At 67.0% G+C, this 24613-nt stretch carries 24 protein-coding genes; 9 read left to right on the plus strand and 15 right to left on the minus strand.

What is annotated here, in order from left to right; translation table 11 throughout:
- Window positions 1-328: 328 nt before the first annotated feature.
- The 8 genes from IE231_RS06090 to IE231_RS06125 form a co-directional block, all read right to left on the minus strand.
- A complete protein-coding gene (locus IE231_RS06090) occupies window positions 329-1216 on the minus strand; it encodes a type II secretion system F family protein (RefSeq protein ID WP_189693058.1) in 888 nt (295 codons plus the stop codon).
- A gap of 13 nt (window positions 1217-1229) precedes the next feature.
- Window positions 1230-2174 carry a type II secretion system F family protein gene (locus IE231_RS06095; protein WP_229866534.1) on the minus strand — a complete coding sequence of 315 codons (945 nt, stop codon included), beginning with the start codon at window positions 2172-2174 and terminating at the stop codon, window positions 1230-1232.
- 5 nt (window positions 2175-2179) lie between these two features.
- Window positions 2180-3676, minus strand: coding sequence for a TadA family conjugal transfer-associated ATPase (locus IE231_RS06100; RefSeq protein WP_374189418.1), 1497 nt, complete (start codon window positions 3674-3676; stop codon window positions 2180-2182).
- On the minus strand, window positions 3673-4875 hold the full coding sequence (locus tag IE231_RS06105; RefSeq protein ID WP_189693060.1) for a CpaE/TadZ family protein: 1203 nt from the start codon (window positions 4873-4875) through the stop codon (window positions 3673-3675). The genes IE231_RS06100 and IE231_RS06105 overlap by 4 nt, the downstream gene beginning before the upstream one ends.
- Window positions 4872-5630, minus strand: coding sequence for a Flp pilus assembly protein CpaB (gene cpaB, locus IE231_RS06110; protein ID WP_229866535.1), 759 nt, complete (start codon window positions 5628-5630; stop codon window positions 4872-4874). Before cpaB ends, IE231_RS06105 begins: the two co-directional genes overlap by 4 nt.
- A gap of 14 nt (window positions 5631-5644) precedes the next feature.
- On the minus strand, window positions 5645-6655 hold the full coding sequence (locus IE231_RS06115) for a pilus assembly protein TadG-related protein (protein ID WP_189693061.1): 1011 nt from the start codon (window positions 6653-6655) through the stop codon (window positions 5645-5647).
- A gap of 5 nt (window positions 6656-6660) precedes the next feature.
- A complete protein-coding gene (locus tag IE231_RS06120; protein WP_189693062.1) occupies window positions 6661-7044 on the minus strand; it encodes a TadE/TadG family type IV pilus assembly protein in 384 nt (127 codons plus the stop codon).
- A gap of 71 nt (window positions 7045-7115) precedes the next feature.
- Window positions 7116-7322, minus strand: coding sequence for a Flp family type IVb pilin (locus IE231_RS06125; protein WP_229866536.1), 207 nt, complete (start codon window positions 7320-7322; stop codon window positions 7116-7118).
- 513 nt (window positions 7323-7835) lie between these two features.
- Between IE231_RS06125 and rplM the strand changes: the two genes are divergently transcribed.
- From rplM to IE231_RS06165, 8 genes are all read left to right on the plus strand, one after another.
- On the plus strand, window positions 7836-8279 hold the full coding sequence (gene rplM / locus IE231_RS06130; RefSeq protein ID WP_189693063.1) for a 50S ribosomal protein L13: 444 nt from the start codon (window positions 7836-7838) through the stop codon (window positions 8277-8279).
- Window positions 8280-8317: 38 nt separating this feature from the next.
- Window positions 8318-8821 carry a 30S ribosomal protein S9 gene (gene rpsI / locus IE231_RS06135; protein ID WP_189693064.1) on the plus strand — a complete coding sequence of 168 codons (504 nt, stop codon included), beginning with the start codon at window positions 8318-8320 and terminating at the stop codon, window positions 8819-8821.
- Window positions 8822-9168: 347 nt separating this feature from the next.
- Window positions 9169-11508: a coiled-coil domain-containing protein gene (locus IE231_RS06140; RefSeq protein WP_189693065.1), complete on the plus strand. Its 2340-nt coding sequence runs from the start codon at window positions 9169-9171 to the stop codon at window positions 11506-11508.
- A 176-nt stretch (window positions 11509-11684) separates the two neighbouring features.
- On the plus strand, window positions 11685-12629 hold the full coding sequence (gene ppk2 / locus IE231_RS06145) for a polyphosphate kinase 2 (protein WP_189693066.1): 945 nt from the start codon (window positions 11685-11687) through the stop codon (window positions 12627-12629).
- 65 nt (window positions 12630-12694) lie between these two features.
- Window positions 12695-14050, plus strand: a complete 1356-nt coding sequence (gene glmM, locus IE231_RS06150; RefSeq protein WP_189693067.1) for a phosphoglucosamine mutase — start codon at window positions 12695-12697, stop codon at window positions 14048-14050.
- A gap of 38 nt (window positions 14051-14088) precedes the next feature.
- A complete protein-coding gene (locus tag IE231_RS06155) occupies window positions 14089-15165 on the plus strand; it encodes a methyltransferase (RefSeq protein ID WP_189693068.1) in 1077 nt (358 codons plus the stop codon).
- Window positions 15166-15206: 41 nt separating this feature from the next.
- Window positions 15207-15512, plus strand: coding sequence for a hypothetical protein (locus IE231_RS06160; RefSeq protein ID WP_189693069.1), 306 nt, complete (start codon window positions 15207-15209; stop codon window positions 15510-15512).
- Window positions 15513-15553: 41 nt separating this feature from the next.
- A complete protein-coding gene (locus tag IE231_RS06165) occupies window positions 15554-16114 on the plus strand; it encodes a hypothetical protein (protein ID WP_189693070.1) in 561 nt (186 codons plus the stop codon).
- On the opposite strand, the gene IE231_RS06170 is transcribed toward IE231_RS06165, so the two are convergent.
- The 5 genes from IE231_RS06170 to coaA all read right to left on the minus strand — a co-directional run bounded on the left by IE231_RS06170 (window position 16099) and on the right by coaA (window position 21160).
- Window positions 16099-16515, minus strand: coding sequence for a hypothetical protein (locus tag IE231_RS06170; protein WP_189693297.1), 417 nt, complete (start codon window positions 16513-16515; stop codon window positions 16099-16101). The two genes, IE231_RS06165 and IE231_RS06170, sit on opposite strands and share 16 nt — an antisense overlap.
- 191 nt (window positions 16516-16706) lie before the next feature.
- Window positions 16707-17096, minus strand: coding sequence for a large conductance mechanosensitive channel protein MscL (mscL, locus tag IE231_RS06175; RefSeq protein ID WP_189693071.1), 390 nt, complete (start codon window positions 17094-17096; stop codon window positions 16707-16709).
- Between the two features lie 70 nt (window positions 17097-17166).
- Window positions 17167-19323 carry a transglycosylase domain-containing protein gene (locus IE231_RS06180; RefSeq protein WP_189693072.1) on the minus strand — a complete coding sequence of 719 codons (2157 nt, stop codon included), beginning with the start codon at window positions 19321-19323 and terminating at the stop codon, window positions 17167-17169.
- A gap of 75 nt (window positions 19324-19398) precedes the next feature.
- On the minus strand, window positions 19399-20214 hold the full coding sequence (locus IE231_RS06185) for a M15 family metallopeptidase (protein WP_229866537.1): 816 nt from the start codon (window positions 20212-20214) through the stop codon (window positions 19399-19401).
- A gap of 4 nt (window positions 20215-20218) precedes the next feature.
- Complete coding sequence (gene coaA / locus IE231_RS06190) at window positions 20219-21160, minus strand: type I pantothenate kinase (RefSeq protein WP_189693298.1); 942 nt, start codon at window positions 21158-21160, stop codon at window positions 20219-20221.
- Window positions 21161-21316: 156 nt separating this feature from the next.
- On the opposite strand from coaA, the gene glmS reads away from it, so the two are divergent.
- Window positions 21317-23203 (plus strand): glutamine--fructose-6-phosphate transaminase (isomerizing), encoded by a 1887-nt coding sequence (glmS, locus tag IE231_RS06195; protein ID WP_189693074.1) that lies wholly within the window; start codon window positions 21317-21319, stop codon window positions 23201-23203.
- A gap of 15 nt (window positions 23204-23218) precedes the next feature.
- Here the strand turns inward: glmS and IE231_RS06200 are convergent, their stop codons facing one another.
- Together IE231_RS06200 and IE231_RS06205 are read right to left on the minus strand one after the other, a co-directional pair.
- Window positions 23219-23473, minus strand: coding sequence for a hypothetical protein (locus IE231_RS06200; protein WP_189693075.1), 255 nt, complete (start codon window positions 23471-23473; stop codon window positions 23219-23221).
- Window positions 23474-23575: 102 nt separating this feature from the next.
- Entirely contained in the window at window positions 23576-24562 is a 987-nt protein-coding gene (locus IE231_RS06205) for a polysaccharide deacetylase family protein (protein WP_189693076.1), read from the minus strand.
- Window positions 24563-24613: the final 51 nt, after the last annotated feature.

The raw sequence follows: 24613 nt of genomic DNA on the forward strand, positions 1-24613 counted from the left end.
GATTGTCGTTACTTGAAGTTCCGCAGTGCTCTCAGGCTACGAGTCTTTTGCACGAGTGAGCAGCGGCAGGAGCGACATATGCGGTCCTCGCGCTCCCGACCGGAGTCTCGGTGAGCGCTGTCCGAGAAGAGCCCGCCTCAGTGTAGGCGCGGGGGACGCGACTTGAGAAAATTAGAGGAGCCCCCTCCTGGTTCTGGGTGCCGGGAGGGGGCCCCCGCTGTGGTGCCCGTGCACGGGCAGTTGTTATGGCAGGCCGAGGAGGGTCCTAACCGAGGTGGCAGCCTGGTCGAAGTGCCAGAGTCCACGGTCGCTCTCGGGAACCATCGGTCTAGCCGCCGAAGATCTTCATGATGCTCAACACTGTGGGGCCGAGGACCACGATGAAGAGCGCCGGCAGGATGGCGAAGATCAGCGGGAAGAGAATCTTTACAGGGATCTTCATCGCGTGCTCCTCCGCACGCTGGCGTCGCTTGATCCGCATCTCCTTGGCCTGCGTGCGAAGCACGTTTGCAATGGCGATCCCGTATTCATCCGCCTGTACCACCGCGCGGAGGAACGAGCGGAGCTCGGGGAAGCTGGCGCGTTCTGCCAAATCGAGATAGGCCTCACGGCGGGAACGGCCCACCTGCACATCTTGGAGCGTCCGCACGAACTCTTCGGCGAGCGGACCGCTTGAGTTCTCCGCGGCACGGTTCAGCGCTGCCTCGAAGCCGACTCCCGCCTCGACCGAGATGAGCATCTGATCCAGAGCGTTCGGGAGAGCGATCTGCATGGCTGCCCGCCTCTTCTCTGCGGTATTCTTCAGCAGCAGATCTGGTACGAAGTAGGCGGAGACCGTCAGGGAGGCGGTCCGCACGAACGACCAGAACGAAGGATCCCGCAGGGCGAAGAAGAACAAGAGGGCGAAGGCAAAGCCGCCGAGCGCCAGAAGTGGTTTGGCCATGAGCACGCGATCCAGCGGCCACGCCTTGGGCCTGCCTGCGGCGGCGAGTCGCTTGTCCAGCTTGGCGGTGTATCCCGAGGGCGTTACCTTCCGGGAAAGCTCCCGGAGCCGCTCCGACATCGGCACGGAGGAGTGCTTCGGACCGCCCTTGACGAGGCCGAGGTTGATTTCGATGCTGCGCCGAGCTGAGCGGTCGGTGGCGACGAGCGTCCAAGTGAGGTAGCTGAGGGGAATCACGATTGCGAGGACCGCTGCAAGGGCGAGTGGTGTCACGTTGGACCTCCTCCTAGAACTTCGGCTTGATGAGGATGCTGAGCCAAATCGAACCGATCGTCAGAAGGATGGCAATCATGCCCAGCATCAGCCAGCCAGGGGCGGTCGTGAAGAACGTTGCTGCATAGTATCGATTCGTCGCTGAAACGAGGACCAGCAGCACGATCGGGAGGGAGACGAGGATCAGGGCAGACATGCGTCCCTCCGCGCTCAGCGCCCGCACCTGGCGTGCCAGCTGGGCTCGTTCGCGGATCGTGTCGTTCACGTTCTCGAGAACCTCGGCGAGGTTGCCGCCCACTTCACGCTGGGTTTCCACGGCTTGCGCTGCCCAGAGGAAGTCTTCACTCTTCATACGCCCCGCAGTCTCGAGCAGCGAATCGACGAGATCCTTTCCGATACGGGTCTCATTAACCACTCGACGGAGTTCCTCCCCCATTGGCGCTTCAGCCTCTTCTGCTGCAGCATCGATAGCACGTAATAGCGAGTGACCGGCTCTCATGCTCCCGGAGAGCATCTGCAGAGTGTCCGGCAACTGGTCGGCGAACTTTGCTTGGCGCTTCGACGCCTTGAGATTGAGCCATATCAGCGGACCGAGCGGCGCGATGAGGAACAGCACGATCCCCAGCCCGAGGCCGCCGAGGACCAACCCCAAGATCCCGCCGACCAGCGCGACCGCACCGCAGATGATGAGGAAATCGCCCAAGCTGAACCTGACGCCCGCCTGCTCGAACTTGTCGGCTTGGATGAATCGGAGCTGGCGTCCACGCAGAGATCTGTTGATCGCCCCAACGGCTGAATCCGTGAGCTTGGCTAGCGCAGTGCTCCCGTTCTGGGGCACGGCGGGTCTCCTCCGCCCTGGAGCCACTGTGCGACGAGACTTGTAGAACACCAGCACGAGGCCGATGAGTCCGGCATAGGCGGCGAGGAGACCTGCGACGAGCATGATCGGAGAGTCCATGTGCATCACACCCTTCCGTAGTGCTGGCCGAAGATACTCGGACTGATCTGTATACCGAGCTCGGCAAAGCGCTCTGTGAAGCGCGGGCGGACGCCTGTGGGAATCGGCCTGCCGAGGAAGCGCCCGTTGGCGTCCAGGCCAGCAGAGTAGTCGAAGAGGAACGCGTCCTGAAGCGTCACCATGTCACCCTCCATGCCCTGCACTTCAGTGACGTGCGTGACGCGACGGGTGCCGTCTCGTAAACGGGTCAGGTGCACGATCAGGTTCACTGCCGAGGACACCTGCTCCCGGATGGCGCGCAGCGGAAGGTCCATGCCTGCCATCAGAACTAGGGTCTCGAGGCGGGCGATCGCATCCCTCGGCGAGTTCGCGTGAACGGTGGACAGGGAGCCGTCATGGCCCGTGTTCATGGCCTGAAGCATGTCTAGCGTCTCGCCGCCACGCACCTCGCCGACCACGATGCGGTCGGGCCTCATGCGCAGGGAATTCCTCACAAGGTCGCGGATCGTGATAGCCCCTGTGCCTTCAATGTTGGGCGGCCGGCTTTCGAGTCGGACCACATGATCCTGTTGGAGTTGGAGTTCCACCGCATCCTCGATAGTGACGATGCGTTCGTTGTGGGGGATAAAGGATGAAAGGACATTGAGTAGCGTCGTCTTGCCGGTGCCGGTGCCACCGGACACGATGATGTTCATTCGCGCCTGCACGCACGCACGAAGCAGTTCGGTCATCTCCGGATTGAGCGTACCGAGCTCTATGAGGCGCTTGACGCTGAGGGCCTCACGCGAGAACTTGCGGATGGTCAGCGATGATCCGTTGACCGCGAGCGGTGGGATGATCGCGTTGACGCGCGACCCATCCGAGAGACGCGCGTCGACCAGCGGCGAGGACTCGTCGATACGTCGGCCCACTCTAGAGACGATGCGATCGATCACGCGACGCAATTGCTCCTCGGAGGTGAAGGTCGTCTCGGTCGGGAACAGCTGTCCGTGACGTTCGATGTAGACCTGGTCTGCGCGGTTGACCATGACTTCGGTCACGGACGGATCGTTGATATACCTCTGAATGGGACCGAGGCCGAGGACATCGTCCATGACCTCATCGATGAGACGATCGCGCTCGCTTGCGGTCAGCGGAACCTGTTGGGTGGATACCACTTCGCTGAGCTCGGTTCGCACATAGTCGTTGAGGTCTGCCTCACTCAACGAGGAGTCGGTAATGCGGCCGCCGACATGGTCGTAGAGTTCACTCATGACCTTGCCCTTGAGATCGCGCAGCGCTTGGCTGGCGCGCACGCCGCCGGCCGTGGCGATCTCGTGAACGGCGAGGCGTGCCTCCGCGTCGGCGGCCGCCTTCGCCTCGACGCGGGTCGAGAGCTTGGACGGCGCGGGCGAGTGGGGGCTCGGTGCGAGCATCTCGGTCGAGGCATCAGGCTCAGGGGCGGCTTCCCGTCCGAGGACAACATCTCCTTTCGCCTCGATCAGGCGCCGGGACAGGCTCACTGGAACACCGCCCGCCGGTGGAGCTGCTTGTGCTCACGGGAATCCCACTGGGGTTTGAAGCGCTCGACGAGCTTGCGCAGCCCCTTGACTGCTGGATCTCGCAGGCCGTCCTGGAGGGCGGGGACGCCCCGGTTAGTCGAGAGCGGCAGCGACCGCGAGCGGGGAAGTACGATGTCGACGGGCACGCCGAGCGTTGCCTCGACGTCCTGTACGGAAATCCCGGCCCTTTTGTCTGCCATGTTGAGGACCACGTGTCGATGCTCGGGCAGCATGTGCAGCTCGTTGAGGATTTCGAGACCCGACTTGAGGCCCCGCACGCTCGGAATATCCATGCCGCATACCCACACCACGTCCGTGGCCTGGTCCAAGGTTGCAAGGACGTGCTCACCGAGTCCCGGTGAGGTATCGATGACCACGTATTGGAATTCGACCGCAAGGTGCTTGACCAGCTCAGCTACCTGATCGGGACTGATCCGGTCGGCGTCAGCCGGGTTCCGCGGAGCGCACAGGGCATAGATGTTCGTCGGATGCGCGCTGAGATACGTCTTGAGCGAGAGCGAGTCCATGGGGCCGCCTACCGCATCCACAATCGTGCGCTCGGGGTTGAGCATGAGGCCGCTCGCGACGTCGCCGAACTGGAGGTCCAGATCGACGATGACCACGGACATCGGAGCGATCTTCCCGAGGCCGACCGCGATGTTCGTGGCGATTGTCGTCTTGCCGACCCCGCCTTTCGGCGACATGACGGCGATGATGCGGCCGTGACTCCCTCCAGATTCGGCGTCCAGGGTGGATGGTACTGGAGCCACGGCGAGTCGTGAGGCTGCCGCCGATGCAGCCTGCTCAAGGTGGCTGCGGAGGGCCTCGGCGTCTGCCGCAGGGATGACGATGTCCCGCACACCCGAACGCATCGCGGAGAGAGCAAGTTCGGGCGTCGGCTGTGCGGCGTAGATGACGCTGACGTGGGGGTGACGGGCATCTACCGCCGCAGCGAAGGTGAACACATCTTCGGAGCGCAGGTCCGGCCCGAGAACCAGGACCTCGATCGGTTCTCCGACAAGCTGGTCGAAGACGTCCTCGATGCTGGCCGGGAGGAAATTGGCCTGGAAATACTGCAGGGAACCGGGAAGGGCCGCCGCGGCGAGCCGGACGCGATGCTCGAAGTCGGTGTCTGCAGTGATCACGGCGAAACGGCTCACCGGAACACCTTCGTCCTGTCGACAACTCCGTTGTTGTTCTCAGCCGCCGTGGACGGTTCCTTGGAGAGGTAGACCTTGCCGAATTCGGTGGCGAAGACGATCTTCTCGGCGTCGGCAGCACTTCTCGCGATTGTGACGAGGTATTCGCCGGTGGAGCTGCCGGATCCGCCTATTCCGCCGCCGCTCTGCTGAGGTGCCGCAGTGGCGTTGTTCTGGGCCGCGGCGCCGGAGGTCATCTGGATGCCCGTGACGAGGACCTTGTGGAACTCGAGCTGCGTCTGTGCAGGGACGTTGTCCTCCTTCGCGAAAGAGACGAAGACGCCCACGGTGTCACCTGCGGAGAGGGTCCCGCCCACCACCCGTTCAATCGGCAGGCGAACAGTGACCTCCTGCATTCCGTCGGGGACAGTCGCTCGACCGGGTCCGTTGAGCGAGCCGGGAGCCACGAACCGAGTGGTGAGGAGCTGCTCGCCCGGCTCGAGCGAGACACCGGCGACCTTGCCTTGGATCTGTCCGATATCAGTGACCGCATCGGAGGCGATGACGGCCTTGGGGACGGGCTTCTTGGCGATCGAGCTGCCCAGTGAGCCGGCTGCGGTTCCGGTGGGGATGGACTTCTGGACGACGTAGACATCTTGAGTCTCTGTGCCGGCCATGGCGCGGGCGTCAGCGCCGTTGACGTACATGATGAGCAGAACGCTGCCGATGATTGCAACAATCAGAGCGGCCACGCCTCCCAGTAGGCGGGTCCTCACGGTAACTCCTTAGATCACTTAATGAGGCGGACGATGGTGGTTCCGTAGTTGCTGCCACCTATTAAGGCCGACGGATCGGCCTCCTCGAATCGCATGAATTTGCCAACGATGCAACGATTGCTTCCGGAGCACTTCACATTGCTCGGGATGGTACTTGGCATGTATGTGTAGGGCTGATTTCCTGTGCCGCTGAACTGCCAGGCGTGAATTTCAAAGGTGGCATAGCCGAGAATCTTGTAACTGCTGCCGTTTCCGGTGCCGGCAGAATAATCAAACACGGGGAACTCTTGCTCCACATTTTTCCCCGCCGTGAGATCGGCAACCCACCCCTCGAGAATCGATTTGCAGTCACCCGGGTCATTTCCTGGATCACCACCTGCCCATCCTCCTGAGGTAGTGGTTGCGTAGCACGGGGAGGATTCGGAGAGCCAGCCCCAACCGCCGCTGACAGTCGCGCCACTGGAATTCTTGGTGCATTGCATCTGACTCGGAGTTCCGTTGGGCCCGTTGCCAGGCTTGTACGAGAACCGCTGAAGATCGCCTGTCTCAGAACCACTGCTCAAATCGAAACAGGAGTTCGAGAGAGCTAGCGGAAATCCTCCACCCGACGAGGGGAAGCCCCACTCGGCGGTTGCCGCAGCCTCGACCGGAGTCGAGCCCATGCCGAAGATCCTGCCCAATGTGAGCGGGAGGCCGTCCGGGGGAGTTGACGTCCGAGTTTGGACGGTGCCGCCCGCGGCTGTTGTCTGCAGGATGGGTGGTGCTGCGACTGCCGTTCCATCATTGGAGTTAGGAGGTGTGTATTGATTCGCGAGGGATTGTGCCTGCAGAGCCGTGCAGTTCCCGGCGTTGTTCGAGCAGTATTGGGCAACGGCGAGAGCGGACGCATCTGCGCCGTTCTGGAGTTGCGCCTTCTCCGCAGCGATTCTTCCGATATCGACTGCGAGGGCGCCCATCCCAAGCAAGGCGACCATCAGGATGGCCACCAACACGGCGACTGCACCTTTTTCCTTTTCTCGCCTCATCACGGCTATCCACCGCATCGCATGACTCCGACCCCGGTGATCGTAATGTTCGCCGGCAGCCCGAGCCATCCGCCGGTGAGGAGTCCGACATTCGACGTGACGGTGGCGTTCACCTGCTTGGTGAGGGCATCACAAGTCAGGGGATCTGGCGTAACTGCAATGAGGTAGCCCGTGGCGACGCTTTGAGCAGCGGACCGCGCAGTATCCGGGTTGTCGGTTACCGCCATTGTTCGAGCGGCCTCACGAGCTGCGTTGCTCATAACGATCTGCGCGTTGTAAAGATGTCCGAACTCAATGATTCCGAAAACGAGGGTTATGAGGAGTGGAAGTACGAGTGCGAATTCGACGGCGGCCGCTCCACGCTCTTTCGCCTGAATGGGCGTCAGCATGTACCCCCCTGGGTAGTGCAATGAGGGGTGGGGAGTCTGCGGCTCCCCACCCTCTCGCCGTTGACGGGTTCTCAGGGGACGACGATGGCGTTGATGCGATCGGCGATGTTCTGGAAGAGGGTCGAGATACCACCTCCGAGGGCGGTGACGGCGAGGATGATGGCGACTGCGATGAGGCCGATGAGCAGCGCATACTCGGTCGCCGTCGCGCCCTTCTCCTTGTCAGAGGAGGTGATGTCGTTCCAGAACGTGAGCAGGGAGACCATGAACTTGTTCACGATGGTTCCTTCGGGGTAATGGCGGAACCAAGGCAACGTGCCCCCATTTGAAGCTCGCCGGGTTCCACCCGATCACGGTGCCATGGTGGTGTGCGCAACTGCACCACTTGGCTGTACGCGTCTTTTGCGCCCTGCGTAACCCCCTTGACTACTTGGGCGCGGGCTAGGTGTACTTAGTTTCGGCTCGTGACGTGGCCTGTGTCACCATGCGGCCCTCACCGCCGGAGGTGGTGCGGATGCCATAACCTCGACCGGCCCTGCGTTGCCCGCCGCCGCTCCGCCCGCGCCGCGAACTCGCAGCGCATCGTGTACACTTGATAGCTGTTGTGCGTGTCCTTACTCGATGGTGCGCGTCGCGGGAGTGTCCAGTTGCAGGACGCCGGCTTCCGGGGCGCTTTCGAGAAGCAATGGGATAACTGGTCTGGGAGCCCTCACCTCTGGTCCGGTAGCGCACCGAAGAACGGGGTGTATCTCACCGGCATCCCACCAGACCACGAAACGAAGGCAATAACTGTGCGTACGTACACTCCGAAGCCCGGCGACGCCGACCGTCAGTGGCACGTCATCGACGCCACCGACGTCGTTCTGGGTCGCCTTGCCAGCCAGACCGCAACACTGCTGCGCGGGAAGCACAAGCCGACCTTTGCGTCCCACATGGACATGGGCGATTTCGTCATCATCATCAATGCGGACAAGGTGGCCCTCACCGGCGCCAAGCTCCAGCAGAAGCGCGCCTACCGCCACTCGGGCTTCCCGGGCGGCCTGACCTCGGTCACCTACGCCGAGCTTCTTGAGAAGAACCCGGTCCGCGCCGTGGAGAAGGCTGTCAAGGGCATGCTTCCCCACAACAAGCTGGCCGCCCAGCAGCTGTCCAAGCTCAAGGTCTATGCGGGCCCTAACCACCCGCACGCTGCGCAGCAGCCCAAGACCTTCGAGATCAACCAGGTCGCCCAGTAGTCCTGGCCACTACCCAAGAATTCATCAAGGAGAACACTGTGGCTCAGAACGAAGAGCTCAACCCGGCCGCGGCCGAGGAGAACCTGACCAGCTACACGTCCGAGAGCGCGCCGGCCACGGTTGAGGAAGCCCGCCGCGAGCGCCCGGCCCTCACGGTCGCCGGTGCCGCCGTCGGCCGCCGCAAGGAGGCCGTGGCCCGCGTCCGCGTTGTTCCCGGCTCCGGCCAGTGGACCATCAACGGTCGCACGCTCGAGAACTACTTCCCGAACAAGCTGCACCAGCAGGAGGTGAACGACCCGTTCAAGCTCCTCGACCTCGAGGGCGCCTACGACGTGATCGTCCGCATCCACGGTGGCGGCCCCTCCGGCCAGGCTGGCGCTGTGCGCCTCGGTGTCTCGCGCGCGCTCAACGAGATCGATGTGGAGAACAACCGCCCGGCCCTGAAGAAGGCCGGCTTCCTCACCCGCGACGCCCGCGTGGTGGAGCGCAAGAAGGCCGGTCTCAAGAAGGCCCGCCGCGCGCCGCAGTACTCGAAGCGCTGATCCCAGCCCTTCAGAGAAGGCCCGTCCCGCTGTTGCGGGGCGGGCCTTTCCGCATTCCCGGGACTTGGGAAGTGCGAACCGGCTGTGGCACCGTTGGCCCGCTCAGCGATCACGTGCCAACTGTTTTTCGAGTACACCGTTTCCGAAACAAGTGGTGCACGAGTCTCAGATCGGATGTAGCGTCTATAGGGCGTCCAGAGTCGGGCGCAAATGAACACGATGAAGGGGACACATCGTGTACTCGCGCTTCTGCACCCGCCCGAGCTCGCCGAATCCACGCCTCTCCTGCCGCCGTACTGGCGCCTGAGGTCTCGGTCGGTGTCCCTTCGCACCCATTCGGAGGAATCATGAACCACTCGCACACCCGCACGGCCACTCTCAGGAGGACCCTCGCGGCCGCTGTCCTGGTGCCCGGCATCACGGGCGCGCTGCTCACCCTCGGGCTTCCCGCGCAGGCCGACGGGCCCGCGGGCACACAGGGGATCTGCAACGGCGTCGTCAACCAACTCGCGCACCGGGGGACCGTCCAGGAGAATCTGCTCAAGGCCGCTGCAAAGCGCAATGCTGACACCATCGCCAAACTGACCGCAGAGAAGGCGCCTCTCGAGGCTCAGAAGGCGCAGCTGGCCTCCGAGATCCAGACGGCCCAGGACCAGCTCACGAAGCTAGAGGACGAGTACAACAGCCTCGGCGTACAGGAGCAGGCGGCGCAGGCAGGCATCGACGCCCTTACTGCAAAGCAGCAGGACCTTCAGAAGGCGATCGCCGACGCGACGACGGTGGTCACGACGCTGCAGCAGAAGCAGAGTGATCTGCAGGCGCAGCTGACGCCGCTTCAGACCGACCTCGCCGCAGCCGAGGCCGCCCTCCCGGGCTTGAAAGCGAAGGCCGACCAGACAAAGTCGGACCTCGCGGCCACGGAAGCCGAGATCGCGGCGGCGAACAGCCAAATGGCGACGCTGCAAGGCGTCGAGGAAGCAGCCCGGGCTGCGCTGGAGAGCAAGCAGGCGGAGATCACAGCCGCGGGCCAGGAACTCACTGAGCTTGAGGCAACGGCGAAGACTGCTGCCGGCAATGTAGCTGCTGCGGACGCAGCGGTGCAGGCGGCCGAGGCTGAGCTGTCACGCCTCAAGGACGCCTCGGACACAGCCCAGGCGGCTCTCGACGCACAGGTCAAGGCTGTGGCTGACGCCAAGGTCGATCTCGCAGCGAAGCAGAAGACCGCCACCGATGCGGAGGCGGCGGTGGCCGCAAAGAAGACCGAGGTCGCCGCGGCCCAGACGCAGCTCGCCACACTCCAGACGCAGGCGCAGCAGGCCTCCGACGCCCTCACGGCGAAGAACGCCGAGATCGCCGCGGCCCAAAGCGACCTCACGGTACTGAAAGCCGCCGCGCAGAAGGCTGCCGATGATCTCGCGGCCAACCAGGCCGCGTCCGCGGCGGCACAGGCCAATGTCGCCTCGCTCCAGAAGCAGCTCGATGACGGGAATGCGGCCCTGAACGCCAAGCGGGCCGAGCTGACGACGGCTCAGCAGGATCTCGAGGCGCTCCAAGCACAGAAGGCTCAGCTCGATGCTGAGATTGCCTCGCTGAACTCGCAGATCGCGGCGATCAACGGCAACAGTCAGAAGAAGCGTGACCTCCAGACCCAGCTGGCCGCCAAGCAGAGCCAGCTCGATACGCTGAACAAGCAGATCGCGGACAAGCAGGCCGTGATCTCCGGACTTCAGGGTGACCTGGCCCCACTGAAGGCCAGTGTTGACTCGCTGACCACCCAGCTCTCCGCGGCGCAGGCAGCCAGCAGTTCACTCCAACAGCAGGCCGCACCGCTTCAGGCAGCGCTCGCGAGCGCCAACGACGCCGTCAGCACCAAGCAGACCGACATCGCTACTCTGCAGGGTCAGCTTCCCGCGCTCCAGGAGGCCCTGTCCACCGCGACCAGCGCCGTTTCGGCGAAGCAGACTGAGCTCATGGGCCTGCAGTCCCAGCTGACCACCCTCGCCGCCGCAGAGAAGGATGCGCAGGCGGCAGCCGATGCTCAGGCCAAGACCGTTGCGGATCTCGACGCGCAGCTCCAAACGCTCACCGAAGGGCGTGACAAGGCCCTAGCGGATCTGGATGCCCAGAAGGGGGTGCTGGCGCGGCGGCAGAGTGACCTCGCTGCTGCTGACAGCGCACTCGCCGACGCCCAGCGAGCAGTCGCCGCCAAGCAGGCGGACCTTGACGCGCTGAACGGCCAGCTTCCCGCACTCAATACTGCAGTGGAACAGGCATCCGCTGACGTCATGGCGAAGCAGACGGAGATCTCGGGACTCGACGCGGCGAGCAACGCGCTCTCGGGCCAGCTCCAGGACCTCAACGACAGCATTGCTGCCGCCGAACAAAACGTGCTTGACCTCCAGACGCGAGTGGCCCCGCTCCTCGCTCAGCTGGAGAGTCTCAGCAAGGACGCCAGCGACGCCCAGGCCAAGCTCGCGTCCCTGCAGCAGCAGTCCACCGACCTAGACAAGCAGATCACCGACGCCCAAGCGGTCCTCCGCGACATCCAGTCGCAGAAGGGCAACAAGAAGGACGCGATCGCCGCGCAGAAGACCGCAATCACCATCCTTCAAGGGCAGCTCTCCGCCGTGCAGGATCAGATCTCCGCAATCGACGGAACCGCGAACGGCGGCTGCCTCGCCAAGTAGTCCGGCGCTCAATGCCGTGGGCCCGCTCCAGATGTGGGGCGGGCCCTTGGTCTTGTATCCGCCCTGGCGGCCGGAGCCGCCGACCCGCCGCTCGCCACCCCAGGCGGCCGGCGCCGTCGCGCGTTCAGGGGCCTTAGGCCCGGCTCGCCGCGCCCCGGCGGCGCTACCCTTTTCACATGGCTCCCGAGGAACCGCGCCTCTCCGTGACCGAGGACTACGCCGCCGAGCTGGACGAGCTGCGCGAGATCGGCAAGGTTGACCACAAGCGCCGCCCGAGCGCGGACCCGAACGCGTGGCGCCACGGCTACCCGTACGAGAAGAAGCTCGGGCGCCCCGCCTACGAGCGGCAGAAGCGCGCCCTGCAGATCGAGCTCCTGAAGCTCCAGCTGTGGGTGAAGGACACCGGCCAGAAGGTCCTCATCATCTTCGAGGGGCGTGACGCGGCAGGCAAGGGCGGTGCGATCAAGCGGTTCAACGAGCACCTCAACCCCCGCGGTGCGCGAATCGTGGCCCTCGAGAAGCCCACCGACGCCGAGCGCAGCCAATGGTACTTCCAGCGCTACGTGCAACACCTGCCGAGCGGCGGGGAGATCGTGATGATGGACCGCTCCTGGTACAACCGGGCGGGCGTGGAGCGGGTGATGGGGTACTGCAGCCCGTCGGAGTACCACGAGTTCATGCGCCAGGCACCCGAGTTCGAGCGGATGCTCGTCAACTCGGGGATCCGCCTACACAAGCTTTGGTTCTCGGTGGGCCGCGAGGAGCAGCTCAACCGCTTCGCCTCGCGGGAGACGGACCCGGTGAAGCAGTGGAAGCTCTCGCCCACGGACATGGCGAGCCTCGACAAGTGGGACGTCTACACCGAGGCCAAAGAGGCCATGTTCTTTTACACGGACACCGGCGACGCCCCGTGGACCGTCATCAAGAGCAACGACAAGAAGCGCGCCCGGCTCGAGGCCATGCGGTACATCCTCCATGTCACCCCGTACGCCCGGAAGGACCTCAAGGTGGCGCACGCGCCGGATCCGCTGATCGTGGGGCCGGCGGCCGAGGTCCTCGAGGAAGGCGAGACGTACACCGCGCGGTTCCCGGTGCTGCGCGAGGGCGCCGAGGAGCGCTGAGCGCAGGCCGGGCGCCGGGTCACGCGAAAGGGGAGCCCTTCGGGCCGCAGGTAGACTTGCACCCGATGACACGTCTCTTCGGTACCGATGGCGTCCGCGGACTGGCCAATGGCCTCCTCGACGCGCAGCTCGCGCTCAAGCTCTCCCAGGCGGCAGCGGTGGTCCTCGGGCACCGGCAGGTGCCGGACGGCACCCGCCCGCGCGCCGTCGTCGCCCGCGATCCCCGCATCTCCGGCGAGTTCATCTCCGCCGCCGTATGCGCGGGGCTCGCCAGCGCGGGCGTCGACGTGTACGACGCCGGGGTGCTCCCCACGCCGGCCGCCGCCTACCTCGTGGCGGACCTGGGCGCGGACTTCGGCGTGATGATCTCCGCGAGCCACAACCCTGCGCCGGACAACGGCATCAAGTTCTTCGCCCGCGGCGGCCAGAAACTGCCCGACGAGGTCGAGGACCAGATCGAGGCCCTCCTGCAGGCCGAACCGCACCGCCCGACCGGCGCAGGCGTGGGGCACATCCAACGCTTCGCCGATGCGGAGGACCGCTACATCGTCCACCTCCTCACCACCCTCCCGCACCGCCTCGACGGGCTCACCGTGGTGCTCGACTGCGCCAACGGCGCCGCCTCCGGCTGCTCCCCACAGGTGTTCAAGGATGCCGGCGCGGAGGTGGTGGTGATCGGCGCGGACCCGGACGGGATCAACATCAACGACGGCGTGGGGTCCACCCACCTCGAGAAGCTCCAGGCCGCCGTCGTGGAGAACGGCGCCGACTTCGGGATCGCACACGACGGCGACGCCGACCGCTGCCTCGCGGTGGACCACGAGGGCACCGTGGTGGACGGCGACCAGATCATGGCCATCCTCGGCCTGGCCCTCAAGGATGCTGGCAAGCTGCGCGACAACGTCCTTGTGGCCACCGTCATGAGCAACCTCGGGCTCAAGCTCGCCCTCCGCGACGCCGGTGTGACGATCCGCGAGACCGCCGTGGGCGACCGCTACGTCCTCGAGGAGATGCGCGCGGGCGGGTACTCGCTCGGTGGCGAGCAGTCCGGCCACGTCATCTTCTCCGACTACGCGACCACCGGAGACGGCGTGCTCACCGGCCTGCAGCTCGCCGCGCAGGTAGCCCGCACTGGGCGCACGCTCAAGGACCTCGCCTCCGTCATGACCCGCCTGCCGCAGGTGCTCATCAACGTGCGCGGCGTGGACAAGGCGAGGGTCACGGCGGACGACGGCGTCGCGGCGGCCGTCGCTGCCGCGGAGGCCGAGCTGGGGGAGACCGGGCGGGTGCTCCTGCGACCCTCCGGCACGGAGCCCGTGGTGCGGGTGATGGTTGAGGCCGCGGATGAGGCGACTGCGCAGGCGATCGCCGAGCGCCTCGCCGGCGTGGTCCAGAGCCAGCTGGCCCTCGAGACCGCGTAGCTCCCTCACTGCTGGCGGCCAGGCGCTACGCTCGCTTCATGCGCCCGCCGCCGCCCGCCGTCGTCCGTGCCGTCCAGCGCCTCAGCGCCGCCCTCCAGCGGGCAGGTGCGGCCCTCCAGCCGCCCCAGGCGCGGTTCCTCGAAGTCTCCGGTGGGGTTGCGGCCATCGCCCTGATGCGCGCCGCCGTCCGGACGCGCCTCGCGGAGCCGCTCGCGCCGGGGCCGCGGACCGCGTCGCAGGTTGCGGCTGAGCTCGGACTGAACAGGCCGGTGGTCCACCGGGTGCTCCGGGGGCTCGCTGTCTACGGACTCGTCCGGCTCGACGGCCGCGGCCGCTTCACCCTCACACGCACGGGCCGGCTGCTCCTCGAGGACGATCCGCACTCCATGGCGGGCTGGGTGCGGTACGCCACCTCGGACGCAGTGCTCGCCGGATGGCTGCGCCTGCCCGAGACCCTCGCCGACGGCCTGCCCGCGTTCAATGCCGCGACCGGCACGTCCATGTGGGACTACATGGCAGCGCACCCCGACGAGGAGGCTGGCTTTGCCCGCACCATGCGGGAGCTGACCCTCCTCGCCGCACCGCTCATCGTCGCCGCCTACCCGTGGCCCGAGTACGGCACGGTGTGCGACGTGGGCGGCGGGGTGGGTGCGATGCTCGCGGAGGTGCTGCGCGCCCGCCCCGCGCTCGACGGCGTGCTGGTGGACCAAGCCGGGCCGCTCGCCGCGGCGCGGGAGTACCTCGCCGGGCGAGGGGTCGCCGGCCGGGTGCGGATGGTGCAGGGCGACCTGTTCACCGGGTTCGACGCCGCGGCGGACATATACCTGCTCAAGGATGTACTCCACGACTGGGACGACGGGCAGTGCCAGCAGATCCTGCGCTCTGTCCACGCGGCCGCGCCACTGGGGTCACGTGTGCTGGTCCTCGAGTGGCTCCAGGAGCCCAACGTCGCGTCCTTCCCTGTCTCCATCTCCGACGTGATGATGCTGGCGCAGACCGAGGGCCGGCAGCGTTCAGCAGCGGAGCTGCAGGGCCTCGGCTCCGCCGCGGGGTTCAGACCGGGGCGAACCATCGACTCCGGCGCCTACGGCATCGTGGAGCTCATCGCCGCCTGATACTCCGCTGACTGTCGGTGGCCGGTGGGAAGATCCCGGCCGTGAGCGGATTGAACGAAAGAGGCGAAGCGGAGCCGGACCCCGTCGTCGTCCCCGACGATGCCATCGACCGGGCCCAGGTTGCCCACGCCAATCGGCCCATCCCCGTGTGGGCACGGCTCAGGTTCGACGACGGCCGGCCCGAGCGCCTCGAGAAGGGCTTCGCGAAAGCGTGGACCACCCAGCACGTTCTCGTGCAGGTGCTCTGGGAACTCTCCTACTACCGCGGGGCGCGCCATTTCTGGGTCGAGGCGGCACAAGTGAAGCGGCGCGCCATCGAGCCCCAGTGGCTCGGGCGTTCGGCCTGACGCACTCTTCGGCTCAGCCCGCCATTCGGCCTGCTCCGCCCGTGGCCAAAGGAACGCGGGGAGCGGATACTGGGCGCACGGGTACGCCCGAGCTGGGGGTCAGCCTGTCCGCCTCGACCCAGGACCACACCATGACCAACTACCAGCTCCTGTCAGTGATCGCCCGGCTCCACCCCGAGGCCTGGGACGCGATCATTCCGCGCGCTCCCCGAGGCTGGAGCCGCTTCGAAGAGGTCGCGCTCAACCCGCAGCCCCTCCCGCCCGGCCCTCCCGAGCAGTTCGCCGCGGCCGCCGCGTGGATGACCCAGCGGCTCGTGAGCCTCGCCATTGAGGCGGACCTCCGCGGCGAGGACCCGACCGGCTGGCTCGCCGAGATCATCGACGAGTACTGCGGCACGTGGCCGCGCAAGTGGCCGTTCCCCTGGCCGGGACCAGGCCCACAGCATGGCCCCTCGCCTGACCCGTGGCGCATGCAGGAGGCCCGGGCGGCGAGTGCCCTGGTCCTCGCGTCGACGGCGTCGCGGCTCGGAGAGGGCCGGCTCCAGGCGGTCCTTGCCGACGGGGCCGAGAAGCTCGCCGAGGCCGCTCAGGCGATGCCCTGACGGAACAGGCCCAGAGCCACGAGGAGCAGTCCCGCCTCCGCTAGGCCCCACGCGAAGTACACGGCCTGCAGGGGACTGAACGGGATGACCACCATCTGCACGAAGATCCACACGAGCAGCCCGAACGCCGCCACGGCCGCCGCGAACGGGGCCGCGGCCGAGCGGCGCACCAGCAGCACGGCGGCCACCAGCTGGGTGCCGCCCACCACGACGGCGAGCAGGAGCCCCGGAACGAGATAGGAGGAGAAGGGGCTGCCCTCGAGCATCGATCCCGGGGGAGTGGCCCAATAGGGCGCGTTGCCCATCGTGGATCCCCAGATGAGCGTCGCCCCGCCGGCCACGGCCGTCACCCCGCCGACGGCGGCCAGCACCGTCAGAACAACCCTGGCCCACCGCACCATCGTCCTCACCCTCCTACAGCCTTACCCCTTGCTCCTTGCGGACAAGGGTGCTCGCGGACGTGCTCGCCTGCCAGTGCAGAAGGTCCCCTCGCCGAAGCACGGCGCGACGCCGAAGCACGACGACGGCCCCTCACCTGCGCGGTGAGGAGCCGTCTGCGGTCGGTGGGGTCTGGTGACGCCTCAGCGGCTGGCTACGGGCGCGGCGCCTTCAGGGCGTCCCGGATCTCGGTGAGAAGGGCGATCTGCGGATCGATCGGCTCCTCCTCGGTCTGTTCCTTGATGGCCAGCCTGCGGTTGCGGCGCTCGATCATGTGGTTCATCGGCATGACGACCACGAAGTAGATCGCCGCCGCGACGAGGATGAAGTTGACCAGGACAGTGAGGAAGACGCCGATCTTGACGGGGCCGAAGACGAGGAAATTGTCGAAGTTGGGCTGGCCGACAAGGAGCGAGATGATCGGCATGAGGATGTTGGAGACAAACGAGGTGACGACGGCGCCGAACGCGGCACCCATGACGACGGCGACGGCAAGGTCAACGACATTGCCCTTCATGATGAAGGCTTTGAATCCACTGAGCATGGCGCCATGGTAGCCGCGCAATGCGAACAGCACTATGAACGGAGGACTACTTCTTCCCCTGCGCCGTTGTCTAGCTGGGTCCCGAGCCCGTGATCAGCCGCTGGGGCGGGGTCGGGAAGTCGCCGTGGTCGTAGAGGCCGGCCACCTGCTGCATGTAGGACGCCCACTGCGGGCCGGCGATGTACGCGCCGTCGACCACCGGATAGAACTTGCCGTTCACCGTCACGTCCCGGCCCATCCGCGCCGAGGGCCCGTTGAGCGGCTCGCCGAAGAAGGAGGCCGTGGACAGGCCCTTGGTGTAGCCCACCACCCAGGTCTGGCTGTTCTCGTTGTTCGTGCCGGTCTTGGCCCCAGCGGGCACGCCGACCTTCTGGGGGATGAGCAGACCCGAGCCCTTGGTCAGGACATCCTCGAGAACGCTTGTCGCGGCACTCGCCACGTCGGGGCTCAGCGCATGCTCCTGGCACTGCTGGGACTGGCCCCCGATCTTCTGGCCCTGCGCGTTGTCCACCTCGGTGATCGCGATCGGCGCGCAGTATGTGCCGCCGCTGGCGAAGGTCGCGAAGGCGTTGGCCATCGTCAGCGGGGCCACGTTCGTGCCGCCGAGGATGTTCCCGAGTGTGGAGAGGTCGAGCTTCTGGCCCGACCCCGCGCCGTCGTGCATTCCCATCGCATCAGCGGCGCGCTGGATGTCGCAGAAGTCGTTGAGGGCGGCGGCCGAGGCGAAGGTGGCGGTGTTGATCGAGTTGTAGATGCCCTCGCGCACGGTCATGGGGTGGTACCAGCCCGGCTCGTCGTTCTGCAGGTCCACGGAGCCGCTGATGGCGCTGTCGTAGTACCCGTGGACCGGGCCGCAGGTGGACTTCCACGGATAGTTCGGGCTGTACCGGCGCTGCGCCGCGTCGACGACGGCGTTGGTCGGCTTCCCCTCGTCCAGCCATGCCGCGAGGGTGATCGGCTTCATGGTCGACCCGGGCTGGTAGCCGCCGGCGCCCCCGAGGTCGTTCCCGTTGGCGTCCTTCGCGTCGACATTGAAGTTGTACGCCGAGGTGAACGCTGATCCCTGCCCCGCAACCATCCGGCTGTTCTGCGCCATCGCCACGATCTTGCCCGTGCCCGGCTGCACCGTGACGAGGGAGGCGCCCCACTTGTCCGGATTGGCCCCGGCGGTCGCGTCGACCTGCTTCTGTGCGGGGCCCTGCAGCCGCGGGTCCAGAGTGGTCTTGATGGTGAGGCCACCGAGCATCACCTTGTTGAGCCGGGACTGCTCGTCCTTGCCGTAGGCAGGATCGTTGAGGATCTGGTGGAGGACGTAGTCGCAGAAGTACGGCGCCTGCGACGCGTACGTGCAGCCCTGCTGGGGCGGATTGAGCTTGAGCTGGACAGGGGTCGCGACGGCGTCATCGTGCTGCTTCTTGTCGATGTAGCCGTGCTCGAGCATGGCGTCGAGGACCAGATTGCGGCGCGCCGTGGCGCGGTCCGGGTACTGGGACGGGTCGTAGTAGGCGGGGCCGTTGACCAGGCCGGCCAGAAGCGCCGCCTGGGGGACACTGAGGTCCTTGGCGTCCACCGAGAAGAAGTACTGGCTCGCGGCCTCGATCCCATATGCGTTCGCGTTGAACGGGACGATGTTCAGGTAGCCGGCGAGGATCTGGTCCTTGCTGAACTTCTTCTCGAGGGCGATCGCGAGCTGCATCTCCTTGAGCTTGTCCGCGACGTCCTTCTGCCCGTTCAGGACGATGTCCGCCCCCTGTCCCTGCGCGACGAGCTGCTCGTTCAGGGCGTTCGTGACGTACTGCTGCGTCAGGGTCGATGCCCCTTGCCGCCCGCCGCCCGCGTCCGTCGCCAAAGCCCGCAGGATGCCGATGGGGTCGATGCCGCCGTGGTCGTAGAAGCGGTAGTCCTCGATGGCGACGATCGCGTTCTTGATGTTCGGCGACATCGCGTCCAAGGGCACGTCCGTGCGGTTCTCGGTGAAGAGCGTGGCGATCGTTGAGCCGTCCGCGGCGAGGACCTTCGTGGCCTGGCCGGGCGGCGTGGCCGTGAGATCCGTCGGGACCGAGCTGAGGGCCTCCGTGGCTCCCGACGCGGCGCTCCCCGTCAGTGCGAGCGCCGGGGACATGAGCCCCACCACGAGGACACCGGCCAGCGCGCTCACGGTGAGGAAAGCGAGCAGACGGCCCAACGTGGTGGTCATGTCGAAGAACCGTTTGCTGCCAGAAGCCATGCCCGCTAAAGTACGCGGCCCACCTAGGCGGCAGCTGTGCGCGAGCTGGACCCCGGGTCGGGGACGGGGATTCGATCAGTAGGTCGGGGCGGCCGGGAGGCCGAGGAAGTCCTCCAGGGTGTTGGCGCCGGCGGCGCGCATAGCCGCGGCGGCCTCCACCCCGATGTACCTCAGGTGCCACGGCTCGTAGTAGTAGCCCGTGGTCTCGTGGAACATCCACGGATACCGCACGATGAACCCGAACTCCCACGCGTGCGCGGCAGCCCACCGCGCCGCAGGCGTGTCCTTGAAGCAGGGATGGAGCGCGCACGCGCCGCCCGCGTCCCCGATGTCGAAGGCCCAGCCCGTCTGGTGCTCCGAGTACCCCGGCCTGGCGGAGGCGACGTCCGCCATGGCCTGCCCCTCGCGGGCCACCCATGCGTTGTAGGTGGCGGACTGGGTGCCGTAGGAGCGGTACCCGCTCACGAGCGTCATCGGCGACCCGGCGTTCGCGGCCGCGGCGAACATGGCCTCCGCGGCGTGTGCGGTGGCCGGATTCAGCAGGGCGCCCTCACCGCTCGTGGCCAGCACCACGTTCGGCCGGGTCAGCTCGGGCACGAAGTCCACCGGGGCCAGTGGCCGCCTCTTGTTCACCACGACCAGAGCGCTCGCAGGACTCGCCGCCGCCGTGAACCGCCCTGCGGCAGTCTGTGCTGCGGTGGGAGCCGCGGAAGCGGACGACGGCGCGGGGGCGGCTGTCGTCGTCGTGCTCGCATCGGTGGGGCTCGGCGAGGAGGCGGGGACGGGCTGGCTTCCCGCATCGTTCCGCTCGATCGCTGCCGGCGCGGAGCAGGCGGTGAGGCCGAGTGCGAGCGCCGAGAGGGCAACAGTACGGCGAGGCACGTCAGCCACGGCTCTAGACCTTCCGCAGGAGGATGCGCCGGATGGAGTGGTCCTGGTCCTTGGTGAGTACGAGCTGCGCCCGGCCCCTGGTGGGCAGCACATTCTGGATGAGGTTGGGCTCGTTGATGCGCTTCCAGATGCTGCGGGCGGTCGTCACGGCCTCCTCGTCGGAGAGGGACGCGTACCGGTGGAAGTAGCTCTCCGGCTGGGCGAACGCGCCGGAGCGCAGCTTGAGGAAGCGCTCCACGTACCACTGCTCGATGTAGCTGGTCTTCGCGTCCACATAGACGGAGAAGTCGAAGAAGTCGGAGAGTGCGAGGCCCGTCGTGCCGTCATAGCGTGCGCGCGCGGGCGCGAGGACGTTGAGCCCCTCGACGATGAGCACGTCCGGGCGCCGGACCACGACCTCCCGGCCGGGCACGATGTCATAGGTGAGGTGCGAATACCAAGGGGCGCGCACCTCCTCGGCGCCGGACTTGATCTCGGCGACGAAGCGCAGGAGCGCGCGGCGGTCGTAGGACTCGGGGAATCCCTTGCGCTCGAGGATGCCGCGGCGGGTGAGCTCCGCGAGGGGATACAGGAAGCCGTCCGTGGTGATGAGCTGCACGTCCGGGGTGGAGGGCCAGCGCTGGAGCATCTCGCGCAGCACGCGCGCGATGGTCGACTTGCCCACCGCGACCGACCCGGCCACGCCGATCACGAACGGGGTGCGCTGCGTCTTCTCGCCGAGGAACTTCTGGGTCGCGTTGTGCAGTTCGCCGGATGCCTCCACGTAGAGCGAGAGCAGGCGGGAGAGCGGCAGGTAGACGTCGCGGATCTCCCGCAGGTCGAGGGGATCGCCGAGGCCGCGGATGCGGTCGATGTCGTCCTGGTTCAGGGGCTGCTCCATGCGGTCCGCGAGCCGCGACCACGTGGAACGGTCGAGTTCGACGAAGGGTGTGGCGCCGTCGCCCATGAACTCGCTTCTCTGCAGACTCACCTGTGCATTCTGTCAAGCGGCGCGGGATCGTGCGAACTTGCCACGGCCTCAGGCTGCACGCAGCTGCGCGGCCGGAGCAGGAGGTAGGACGTCTGCTGAGCAGGGGAAGTGGCTCCCGGTAGGATGGAACGCATGTGTGGAATCGTCGGCTATGTCGGAACCGCCAGCGCCCTCGCGGCTGACGGCAGCAACAATCACAGCGCCCTCGACGTGGTGATCGAGGGGCTGCGGCGCCTCGAGTACCGCGGCTACGACTCCGCAGGCGTCGCGGTCGTCTCCGACGGGGCGATCGAGTCCCGCAAGAAGGCCGGCAAGCTGAAGAACCTCGAGAACGAGCTCGCGGAGAGCCCGCTCCCGGCGAGCTACACGGGAATCGGGCACACGCGCTGGGCCACGCACGGCGGCCCGACGGACGCCAACGCCCACCCGCACCTTGCCGACGGCGGCAGGCTCGCCGTCATCCACAACGGCATCATCGAGAACTACGCGGCCCTCAAGGAAGAGCTGGCCGCCAAGGGCGTGCAGTTCGTGTCCGAGACCGACACCGAGGTAGCCGCCGCCCTCATTGGCGACCTGTACCGCGGCGCCGCCGGCGGCGACATCACCCGGGCCATGCAGCTCGCCTGCCAGCGGCTCGAGGGCGCCTTCACCCTCCTCGCCGTGCACGCGGACCAGCCCGGCGTCGTGGTGGCCGCCCGCCGGAACTCGCCGCTCGTCGTCGGGCTCGGCGAGGGGGAGAACTTCCTCGGCTCCGACGTCTCCGGCTTCATCGACTACACGCGCCGTGCCGTGGAGCTCGGGCAGGACCAGATCGTCACGATCACTCCGGACACGTTCGAGGTGACGGACTTCTTCGGCGCACCCGCGCAGGGCAAGGAGTTCGAGGTCTCGTGGGACGCCGCGTCCGCCGAGAAGGGCGGCTTCAGCTCCTTCATGGAGAAGGAGATCCACGACCAGCCCGCCGCTGTCCACGATACCCTCCTGGGCCGCTCCGACGAGTCCGGCCGGCTCATCCTCGATGAGCTGCGCATCGACCCGGCCGAGCTGAAGAAGGTCGACAAGATCATCGTGCTCGCGTGCGGCACCGCGGCCTACGCGGGGCTCGTGGCCAAGTACGCGATCGAGAACTGGTGCCGGATACCCACCGAGGTCGAGCTCGCGCACGAGTTCCGCTACCGCGACCCGATCGTGGACTCCAACACGCTCGTGGTCTCGATCAGCCAGTCCGGCGAGACCATGGACACCCTCATGGCCGTCCGGTACGCCCGCGAGCAGGGCGCCAAGACCGTCTCGATCTGCAACACGAACGGCTCCACGATCCCGCGCGAGTCCGACGCCGTGCTCTACACGCACGCGGGCCCCGAGATCGCCGTCGCGTCCACGAAGGCATTCCTCGCCCAGATCACCGCCGCATACCTGCTCGGCCTCTACCTGGCCCAGCTGCGCGGGAACATCTTCTCCGGGCAGATCAAGGACGTCCTCGCCGACCTGAATAAGATCCCCGAGAAGATCCAGACCGTCCTCGACTCCGCCGAGCCCCTGCGCGAGCTCGCCCGGAGCATGAAGGACGAGAAGTCCGTCCTGTTCCTCGGCCGCCACGTGGGCTACCCCGTTGCGCTTGAAGGCGCGCTCAAGCTCAAGGAGATCGCGTACCTGCACGCCGAGGGCTTCGCCGCCGGCGAGCTCAAGCACGGACCGATCGCGCTCATCGACGAGGGCCAGCCCGTCTTCGTCGTGGTCCCGTCCCCGCGCGGGCGGGACTCCCTCCACGCCAAGGTCGTCTCCAATATCCAGGAGGTCCGCGCCCGCGGGGCCCGGACCATCGTGATCGCGGAGGAAGGCGACGAGGCCGTGCGCCAGTACGCTGAGCACGTCATCTACGTCCCCGAGACGCCCACGCTCCTGATGCCCCTGCTCACGACGGTACCGCTGCAGATCTTCGCCGCCGAGCTCGCCTCGGCCAAGGGCTACGACGTGGACCAGCCGCGCAACCTCGCCAAGTCCGTCACCGTCGAATAGGGGAAGCCGCCCGCGTCAGCGTTCCCGGCGGTGCCGCCGTCCCTGGCGGCTGCGCGCGCCGGTGTGGCCTTCGCGCTCGACCGGGTCCGCCGCGTCGTCGGGCAGCGCGCCGGTCTCGCCCGCGAGCATCCGGCCCGCGCCTGGGCCGGGGATCTGGGCTGCTGCGAGGTGCGGCATCCCGGGATCGTGCCCTACGCCGTGCGACGGAGTGCCTCCGGCGCGGCGCAGGTGCGTGCTGCCGGACGGTTTGAAGACATCGAGCCAGCGCATGGCCTTCTCCTCTTCGGTTGTGTACTGTCCATTGTCCTGCCGATGGGCCTGAATGTCTCTGGCCGACGGGGTTCTCACATCGCAGCTCTCACGTGCGCGGGGTCAGAGCAGGATGTCCAGCGTGGTGAAGCCGTAGCCGGCCGCCCGCATCTGGGCGATGATGTCCGGCAGGGCAGCCGCGTCGAGGGTTGAGCCGTCATCCGGGTTGGACCCCACATGCATCAGGACAATCTCACCCGGCTGCAGCGCTGCGAGCACCCTCTGCGTGACGAAGGCCGGACCGCGCGTGCCGCCCATCGTCCCCTGCCAGCCCAGCGAGTCGACGGTCCAGCGGATCGCCGCGTACCCGTCCGCATTCACAGCGGCAATGGTGCGGGCGTCCCGCGCTCCGGACGGGAAGCGGAAGAGCGGCCGCGGGTCAGCGCCGCCCGCGAGGATCGCCGCCTGGGCGCCGGCGAGTTCCTGGGCGATCTGCGCGTCCGAGCGCGTGGTCATATCCGGGTGCGTCATCGAGTGGTTGCCGATCCGGTGGCCGGCCGCCGCGATCTGCGCGACCTTCGCGGGATTCGCCTGGGCCCAGGCGCCGGTGAGGAAGAATGTGGCCTTCACCCCGGTGGTGGACAGCGTGCCGAGGATTGAGGCAAGGCCCGCATCGTTCGCGCCCGCATCGAAGGTCAGCGCCACGAGCTTCTGTGAGGTCGCGATCCGTTCCACGTCCAAGCCGCGAAGCGCCGCCGGAAGCCCGGGCGGGGCCGGCGGCGGCTCGTCGGCGGGGGGAGCCGCCTCGGAGGGCGGGGCCGGCGGCTCGTCGGCCGGGGGAGCCGCCTCGCTCGGCTGCGGCTGTGATCCGTTCCGCTCGGAGGCGGAGGGCTGCGCCGCAGAGGGGGAGCCCGACTGCGCGGGTGTCAGGACCGCCGTCCCGCTCGGCGAGGCAGAGGCCGAGGCGCTGCTCGGCGCTGTCGGTGAGGTCTCCGCCGTCGTGCTTCCAGTGGGGCGCAGAAGCGCGAGCGCGACCGCACCACCGATCAGGGCGACCGCGAGGACCACGCCGATGATGATTCCGACCTGACGTCGTGCCAGCGCAGCCATCGTGCCCTCCTGTCCACCACGCTACGCGGGCGCCAGGCCGACGCGGGAGGG

Origin of the sequence: Sinomonas cellulolyticus (genome assembly GCF_014656475.1) — a bacterium.
GTDB lineage: Bacteria > Actinomycetota > Actinomycetes > Actinomycetales > Micrococcaceae > Sinomonas > Sinomonas cellulolyticus.

What these genes read in the sequence shown, in the direction of transcription:
- IE231_RS06095 (WP_229866534.1), bottom strand. Translation starts at nt 2,174, where the DNA reads ATGGACTCTCCGATCATGCTCGTCGCAGGTCTCCTCGCCGCCTATGCC.
- IE231_RS06115 (WP_189693061.1), bottom strand. Translation starts at nt 6,655, where the DNA reads ATGAGGCGAGAAAAGGAAAAAGGTGCAGTCGCCGTGTTGGTGGCCATC.
- IE231_RS06120 (WP_189693062.1), bottom strand. Translation starts at nt 7,044, where the DNA reads ATGCTGACGCCCATTCAGGCGAAAGAGCGTGGAGCGGCCGCCGTCGAA.
- IE231_RS06140 (WP_189693065.1), top strand. Translation starts at nt 9,169, where the DNA reads ATGAACCACTCGCACACCCGCACGGCCACTCTCAGGAGGACCCTCGCG.
- ppk2 (WP_189693066.1), top strand. Translation starts at nt 11,685, where the DNA reads ATGGCTCCCGAGGAACCGCGCCTCTCCGTGACCGAGGACTACGCCGCC.
- glmM (WP_189693067.1), top strand. Translation starts at nt 12,695, where the DNA reads ATGACACGTCTCTTCGGTACCGATGGCGTCCGCGGACTGGCCAATGGC.
- IE231_RS06155 (WP_189693068.1), top strand. Translation starts at nt 14,089, where the DNA reads ATGCGCCCGCCGCCGCCCGCCGTCGTCCGTGCCGTCCAGCGCCTCAGC.
- IE231_RS06170 (WP_189693297.1), bottom strand. Translation starts at nt 16,515, where the DNA reads ATGGTGCGGTGGGCCAGGGTTGTTCTGACGGTGCTGGCCGCCGTCGGC.
- mscL (WP_189693071.1), bottom strand. Translation starts at nt 17,096, where the DNA reads ATGCTCAGTGGATTCAAAGCCTTCATCATGAAGGGCAATGTCGTTGAC.
- IE231_RS06180 (WP_189693072.1), bottom strand. Translation starts at nt 19,323, where the DNA reads ATGGCTTCTGGCAGCAAACGGTTCTTCGACATGACCACCACGTTGGGC.
- coaA (WP_189693298.1), bottom strand. Translation starts at nt 21,160, where the DNA reads ATGGGCGACGGCGCCACACCCTTCGTCGAACTCGACCGTTCCACGTGG.
- glmS (WP_189693074.1), top strand. Translation starts at nt 21,317, where the DNA reads ATGTGTGGAATCGTCGGCTATGTCGGAACCGCCAGCGCCCTCGCGGCT.
- IE231_RS06200 (WP_189693075.1), bottom strand. Translation starts at nt 23,473, where the DNA reads ATGCGCTGGCTCGATGTCTTCAAACCGTCCGGCAGCACGCACCTGCGC.
- IE231_RS06205 (WP_189693076.1), bottom strand. Translation starts at nt 24,562, where the DNA reads ATGGCTGCGCTGGCACGACGTCAGGTCGGAATCATCATCGGCGTGGTC.